At 64.9% G+C, this 6,563-nt stretch carries 7 protein-coding genes; 6 read left to right on the top strand and 1 reads right to left on the bottom strand.

Going from position 1 to position 6,563, the window contains the following annotated elements; genetic code table 11:
* From infB to rbfA, 3 genes are all read left to right on the top strand, one after another.
* On the top strand, nt 1-2,374 hold a 2,374-nt coding region (gene infB, locus K5Q19_RS16335; RefSeq protein WP_292947398.1), incomplete at its 5' end, for a translation initiation factor IF-2.
* Between the two features lie 392 nt (nt 2,375-2,766).
* Nucleotides 2,767-3,303 carry a DUF1697 domain-containing protein gene (locus tag K5Q19_RS16330; RefSeq protein ID WP_292947395.1) on the top strand — a complete coding sequence of 179 codons (537 nt, stop codon included), beginning with the start codon at nt 2,767-2,769 and terminating at the stop codon, nt 3,301-3,303.
* A gap of 14 nt (nt 3,304-3,317) precedes the next feature.
* On the top strand, nt 3,318-3,719 hold the full coding sequence (gene rbfA, locus K5Q19_RS16325; RefSeq protein WP_292947392.1) for a 30S ribosome-binding factor RbfA: 402 nt from the start codon (nt 3,318-3,320) through the stop codon (nt 3,717-3,719).
* On the opposite strand, the gene K5Q19_RS16320 is transcribed toward rbfA, so the two are convergent.
* On the bottom strand, nt 3,716-4,300 hold the full coding sequence (locus K5Q19_RS16320) for a YceI family protein (RefSeq protein WP_292947389.1): 585 nt from the start codon (nt 4,298-4,300) through the stop codon (nt 3,716-3,718). The genes rbfA and K5Q19_RS16320 overlap by 4 nt on opposite strands.
* Nucleotides 4,301-4,493: 193 nt before the next feature.
* Between K5Q19_RS16320 and K5Q19_RS16315 the strand changes: the two genes are divergently transcribed.
* From K5Q19_RS16315 to truB, 3 genes are all read left to right on the top strand, one after another.
* Nucleotides 4,494-5,045 (top strand): GNAT family protein, encoded by a 552-nt coding sequence (locus K5Q19_RS16315; protein WP_292947386.1) that lies wholly within the window; start codon nt 4,494-4,496, stop codon nt 5,043-5,045.
* Nucleotides 5,042-5,743 carry a site-2 protease family protein gene (locus tag K5Q19_RS16310; RefSeq protein ID WP_292947383.1) on the top strand — a complete coding sequence of 234 codons (702 nt, stop codon included), beginning with the start codon at nt 5,042-5,044 and terminating at the stop codon, nt 5,741-5,743. Before K5Q19_RS16315 ends, K5Q19_RS16310 begins: the two co-directional genes overlap by 4 nt.
* Nucleotides 5,744-5,754: 11 nt before the next feature.
* Nucleotides 5,755-6,563 (top strand): tRNA pseudouridine(55) synthase TruB (truB, locus tag K5Q19_RS16305; RefSeq protein WP_292947401.1); only part of this gene is annotated, 809 nt, incomplete at its 3' end.

Raw genomic sequence — 6,563 nt, 5'->3', positions numbered from 1 at the left:
CCCGCAGCCGGTCCGCGCACCCGCGCCGCCCCCGCCGCCGCCCGCCGCCTCGCGCGAGACGCGTCAGGAAATGCAGACCCGCCTGCTGCGCGAGGCCGAGGAAGCCCGTCTTCAGGCACTGGAAGCCGCCAATCGCCGCGAGCAGGAAGAGCGCCAGCGTGCCGCCGAGGAAGCCCGCCGCGCCGTCGAAGCGCGCAAGGCTGGCGAGGCCGAAGCGGCGGCGCCTGTCGAGGCACCTGCTGCTGCCCCGGTCGAGGCTCCGGCTGCCGAGGCTGCCGCGCCCGCGCCTGCTCCAGCTCCGGTCGAAGCGCCCGTCGCCGCACCGGCCGAACCTGCCGAGGCCGAAGCGCCAGCTGCCGCAGAACCCGCCGCGCCCGCGCCGCGCCGCTTCACTCCGGTGGTGGCGCCGAAGCGGCCCGAACAGCCGGCCAAGAAGCCCGCGCATGCCCCGCGCGACAAGGGGGCGGGCGACCGCCGCCAGGCCGGCAAGCTCACTGTCACCCGCGCGCTCAACGAGGACGAAGGCGCCCGCGCCCGCAGTCTCGCGGCGCTCAAGCGCGCCCGCGAGAAGGAGCGCCGTGCGCACTTCGCAGGGCAGTCGCAGCCGCGTGAAAAGCAGGTCCGCGATGTTGTGGTGCCTGAGGCGATCACGGTGCAGGATCTGGCCAACCGCATGGCCGAAAAAGCCGCGGATCTGGTCAAGGCACTGTTCAAGATGGGCATGATGGTCACCATCAACCAGACCATCGACCAGGATACCGCCGAGCTGCTCGTCACTGAATTCGGCCACAATATAAAGCGCGTGTCGGAGTCGGATGTCGACATCGACACCGCCGCCGACGTGGATACCGAGGAATCGCTGCAGCCGCGTGCCCCCGTTGTCACGATCATGGGCCACGTCGACCACGGCAAGACCAGCCTGCTCGACGCGCTGCGCGGCACCGACGTGGTGCGCGGCGAGGCCGGCGGCATCACGCAGCACATCGGCGCCTATCAGATCAAGACCAAGGCCGGTGACCTGATCACCTTCCTCGATACCCCGGGCCACGAAGCCTTCACCGAAATGCGCATGCGCGGTGCCAACGTCACCGACATCGTCATTCTGGTGGTGGCAGCGGACGACGGGATCATGCCGCAGACGATCGAGGCCATCAATCACACCAAGGCCGCGGGCGTGCCGATGATCGTCGCGATCACCAAGGCCGACAAGCACGAGGCCAACCCGCAGAAGATCCGCGAGCGCTTGCTCGAGCACGAGATCGTGGTCGAGGAAATGTCGGGCGATGTGCAGGATGTCGAGGTTTCGGCCAAGACCGGCATGGGCATGGACGACCTGATCGAGAAGATCCTGCTCCAGGCCGAACTGCTCGAACTGCGCGCCAATCCGGACCGTGCGGCGGAAGCGACCGTGATCGAGGCCAAGCTCGACAAGGGCAAGGGTCCGCTGGCGACCGTGCTGGTCAATCGCGGCACGCTCAAGGTCGGCGATATTCTCGTCGTCGGCACCCAGTCGGGCCGCGTCCGCGCGATGCTCGACGACAAGGGCCGCCAGATCAAGGAAGCGCCGCCTTCGCTGCCGGTCGAAGTGCTCGGCCTCGGCGGCGTGCCGATGGCCGGCGATACGCTGACCGTGGTGGAGAACGAGGCCCGCGCCCGCGAGGTCGCCGCCTACCGCCAGGAACGCGCGACGGCCAAGCGCACCGCGCAGGCACCGACGAGCCTCGAGAACATGTTCTCGGCGCTGGCGGCCAAGCAGACCGTCATCGAGTATCCGGTGGTGGTGAAGGCCGACGTTCAGGGTTCGACCGAAGCGATCGTCAATGCGCTCAACCGCATTTCGACCGACGAGATCAAGGTGCGCATCCTCGCCTCGGGCGTGGGCGCGATTACCGAAAGCGACGTCAACCTCGCGCAGGCGAGCGGCGCGCCGATCATCGGCTTCAACGTCCGCCCCAATGCCAAGGCGCGCGAACTGGTCGAACGCTTCAAAGTGCGCATGAAGTACTTCGACGTGATCTATCAGCTCACCGACGACATCCGCCTCGAAATGGCCGGCCAGCTCGGGCCGGAGCGGATCGAGACCGTGGTCGGCCGTGCCGAGGTCAAGGAAGTGTTCCCCGCGGGCAAGCGCGACAAGGCTGCGGGTCTGCTCGTGGTCGAGGGCTTCATTCGCAAGGGCATCAACGCCCGCCTTACCCGTCAGGACGTCATCATTTCGCAGACCGTCATCCACTCGCTGCGCCGCTTCAAGGACGACGTGCCGGAAGTGCGTGCCGGTCTCGAATGCGGTGTGGTGCTGGCCGATACGAACGACGTGAAGCCGGGCGACCAGCTTGAAGTCTTCGAGGTCGAGGAGCGCGTGCGGACGCTGTAATCCAGGGGCTCTGGTGTGGCGGGACTGCCATTGTGGTGGCAGTTCCGCTTTTCATTCCGCCCGGCACAAGGGACTGACGGTATTCGATTCCATTGATCACGCCCTTTCCGAGGTCGCTACCAGCGACAGAAGGGAAGGTGATTTGTGTGGAATTGAATACAGTCGTGATTCTGGTGATCGGCGTTGCCACCCTCGTAGTCGGCATCGTCGGTCTGATAGTCAAGCTCATTGAGCTCGGCCGGAAATAAACCGGTGAGGGGGTTGGCGCTGCAACGCCAGCCCCCGAAACGAAAAGAACCCGGACGCTGCAACGTCCGGGTTCCGGGTAGGTGAAGTGGAACTTCTACCGTCGTGATGCCCGTTGTATTGCATGGATTGGCCAAAAAATCAAGATGCCGCGCTACGTAGCACTGCTGGGTTCGATCAACGTAGGCGGCAATCGCCTCTCGATGGCGGAGCTGCGTGAGGCGTTCGAGCGGGAAGGACTGGAGCAGGTCGAGACCGTGATCGCCAGCGGCAACGTGCTGTTCGAGCATGAGGAGCGCCCGGCCGAGGGCCTTGCCGAAATGCTCGAATGGATCGTCGAGGACCGCTTCGGCTTTCGCTCGATGGTGGCGGTGCTGGGCAAGGCGGAATTGCGCAGCGCGATCGAGGACAATCCGTTTACCGGCGACGGTGCGGACGCGAATGTCCATACCATGTTCCTCGATGGCGAGGTCGATCCGGCGCAGTTTCGCGTGCTGGTGACCGATCAGGCGGCGCGCGGCCCTGAAAGGCTCGCCATGGGGCCACGTGCTCTCTATATCGATTTCGTCGAAGGCGTTTCGGCCAGCCGGATGACGGGCGCGTTCCTCGAACGCAGGCTCGGTCGGCGCGGCACGGCGCGCAATGTACGCTCGCTCGCCCGCATTCTGGCGAAGATGGGCTGAAGGACCAGGACCAGATGGCAAAGCAGCCCGCATCCCCCGAAACCCGCTCGGTCCGCCTGCTCAAGGTGGGCGAGCAGGTGCGCCATATCCTCTCGGAACTGCTGATGCGGCAGGAAGTGCATGACGAGGTGCTGACCGCGCATTCGGTTTCGGTCACCGAAGTGCGCATGTCGCCCGATCTTCGCCACGCGACCGCCTATATCAAGCCGCTGCTCGGCGCGAACGAGGAAGCTGTGCTGAAGGCACTGCGGACGAACACCGCATTCTTCCAGAAGGAAGTCGCCCAGCGGCTGCGCCTCAAGTACGCGGCCAAGGTCAAGTTTCTGGCGGATGAGAGCTTTGATGTGGCGAGCCATATCGACAGGCTGCTCGCCGATCCGCGCGTGGCGCGCGATATCACAGAGGAAGAGGCCTAGTTCGGCACCATCCGCGCGCGGATCGTGACATTGACCATCGCGCCGATGATGATCGGATAGGCGGTCATGCCGAACTGGCGGCGATCGATCACGCCGGTGCCGACGATCGAGATCGGCTGCGTGCCGCCGGTGGAGAAGGGCGGGACGGAAAAGGTCACGTTGAGCTGGATCGGGCGGGTAATGCCGCGTGCGGTGATCAGACCTTCGACATCGGCTGTCTTGTCACCCGTCATCTTCAGGCGCTTGCCGACGAAACGCACCGTCGGGTGGCGGGCGACGTCGAAGAAGCTTTTTCCTTTCAACGTCTTGGTCTGCGAATCTCCGGTCGTCAGTGTCCGCGCGTCGATATCGACCACCATGTCGAGCGCTTCGAGATCGGCGAACGACAGATTGAATGTGCCCGACATGTCCGGGAATTTCGCGGTCTTGGAGGCAATGCCGAGGAAGGCGACCTTGGCATCGACCCGGCTTGCGCTCTTGTCGATCACATAGCGCAAGTCTCCCGCCGCGCCTTGTGCCGGCTGGAGCATCGCCAGCAGCGCGGCAAGTATGATCAGCAGACGGGGCAGCAGGCGGCGCATGGAAATCCTTCTGGCGGATGCTGGGTGAACGGAGCGTGACAATGCTTCAACGGATGCGGAAGGATGGTTCATTCGCCGCGAATTTGCCGGCGCGGCCACGAGGGGGTGCTTGGCTTTCCCCGCGCAATGCCTATGTGAGCGTGGCTATGGCAATCCTCCCTTTCCGCCACTTCGCTGCTCGGAGCACCGCGCGATGAGCGTTCCAGAGCTCTATGTCCCGCTCGAGGAAGGCGATCTGAGCCTTGAACTGCTGCGCGAGGATCACCGCGAGGGCCTGCGCGCGGCTTGCGCCGAGGACAGTGAGATCTGGGAGATTTATCCCTTCTGCTACGTGGGGGAGTATTTCGATCCGCAGTTCGACAGCCTGCTGGCGGGTGCGCCGGGGCGCCGCGTCTATGCCGTGATCAAGGACGGCACTATTGTCGGGATGACGGCGTGGATCGCGTTCGGCGATGCAGGCTGGTCGATCGAGATCGGCAACAGCTTCATCGTGCCTGCGCTGCGCAGCACCGGCTTCAACCGGCGGCTGAAGCGGCTGATGTTGGGCCATGCCTTCGCCTGCGGACATGAGCGCGTGGTGTTCAAGGTCGACGTGATCAACACGCGCAGCCGCGCCGCCGTGCGCAAGCTGGGCGCGGTGGAGGAAGGCGTCATGCGCCGCGAACGCAAGACCTGGACGGGCCGCGTGCGCGATACCGTGATCTACGGCTTGCTGCGGGAAGACTGGCTGGCGGCGCGCGCGTGAACAGTACGCTCTATCTGATCGCCACGCTGGTGGTGCCGATGGTCTTCGCCATCGTGTTCCACGAGATTGCGCATGGCTGGGCCGCGCGGGCGCTTGGCGATCCGACGGCCTATGAGCGCGGGCGGCTGAGCCTCAACCCGCTGCGCCATGTCGATCCGATGGGCACACTGATCCTGCCGGGCATGCTCAAGCTGCTCGGGCTGCCGGTGTTCGGCTGGGCCAAGCCGGTGCCGGTGAGCTATGCGCGGCTGCGCAGCCCCAAGCGCGACATGGCGCTGGTCGCGGCGGCGGGCCCGCTGACCAACTTCATGCTGGCGGCCTTGTCGGCGGTCGCGTTCGGGTTGCTGCTGCGCCAGGTAGGTCCGCAGGAGGTGCCGGGGCCGAGCTTCCTGTTCCTGGCCGACAACCTCAAGAACTTCATTGCGATCAATGTGTTCCTTGGCACGTTCAATCTGCTGCCGCTGCCGCCCTTCGATGGCTCGCGCATTGTGCGCGGGCTCGCTCCGGAGGCCGGAGTGCGGCTGCTCGACCGGATCGAACCAGTGGGCATTCCGCTGTTCATGATCGTGTTCATCGTGCTGCCATGGGCCTTTCCGGGGCTGCACATCGTCGACCGTCTGGTTGGCCCGCCGATGGAATGGATGCTCTCGCAGTTCGAGCACATCGTCGCGCTGGTGGCCGGGCCGGAGCTCGATTGAGCGCGCCGGGCATGGTCAATGGCTGGATCATTCTCGACAAGCCGCATGGCCTCGGCTCGACGCAGGCCGTGGGGGCGGTGAAGCGCAACTTGCGCGAGGCGGGCTATGGCAAGGTCAAGGTCGGCCATGGCGGCACGCTCGATCCGCTGGCGACGGGGGTGCTGCCGATCGCGCTGGGCGAGGCGACCAAGCTGTGCGGGCGGATGCTCGATGCGAGCAAACAATATGCTTTCACTGTGCGCTTCGGGACCGAGACCGATACGCTCGATCTGGAAGGCAAGGTGATCGCGCAGAGCGACGTGCTGCCTACACTGGCGGCGATCGAAGCAATTCTACCGCACTTCACCGGCCCAATCGAGCAAGTGCCGCCTGCCTACTCTGCCATCAAGGTGGACGGCGAGCGAGCTTATGACCGGGCGCGAGCAGGTGAAACATTGGCGCTGAAATCTCGGCAGGTGACCATAGATCGTCTGGCCCGGGTAAGCAGGAACCGGACTGACGATCCTTGGGGTATCCTCTGGAGCCAATCATCTTCTGGCGAATTTGTTGAGGAAATCACGCTCATCGCCGATGTTTCGAAGGGAACCTACATTCGAAGCCTCGCGCGGGACATCGCGTTGGCCCTTGGCTCGGTTGGTCATGTGACGATGCTTCGGCGAATGTGCGCTGGGCCGTTTGCCTTCCCCGAGGCGATTTCGCTGGACAAATTGAACGAGGTGGGTAAGGGCGCACCCCTTGAACACGTACTCTTGCCGCTGGAGGCAGGGCTGGTCGACATCCCGGCTCTTGACCTTTCGCCCGAGCAGGCAAGAGCGGTCCG

This window comes from Novosphingobium sp. (assembly GCF_019748365.1).
Taxonomy (GTDB): Bacteria; Pseudomonadota; Alphaproteobacteria; order Sphingomonadales; family Sphingomonadaceae; genus Novosphingobium.
The sequence above is the reverse complement of the archived record's forward strand: the minus strand, read 5'-3'. Positions and strand labels throughout refer to the sequence as shown.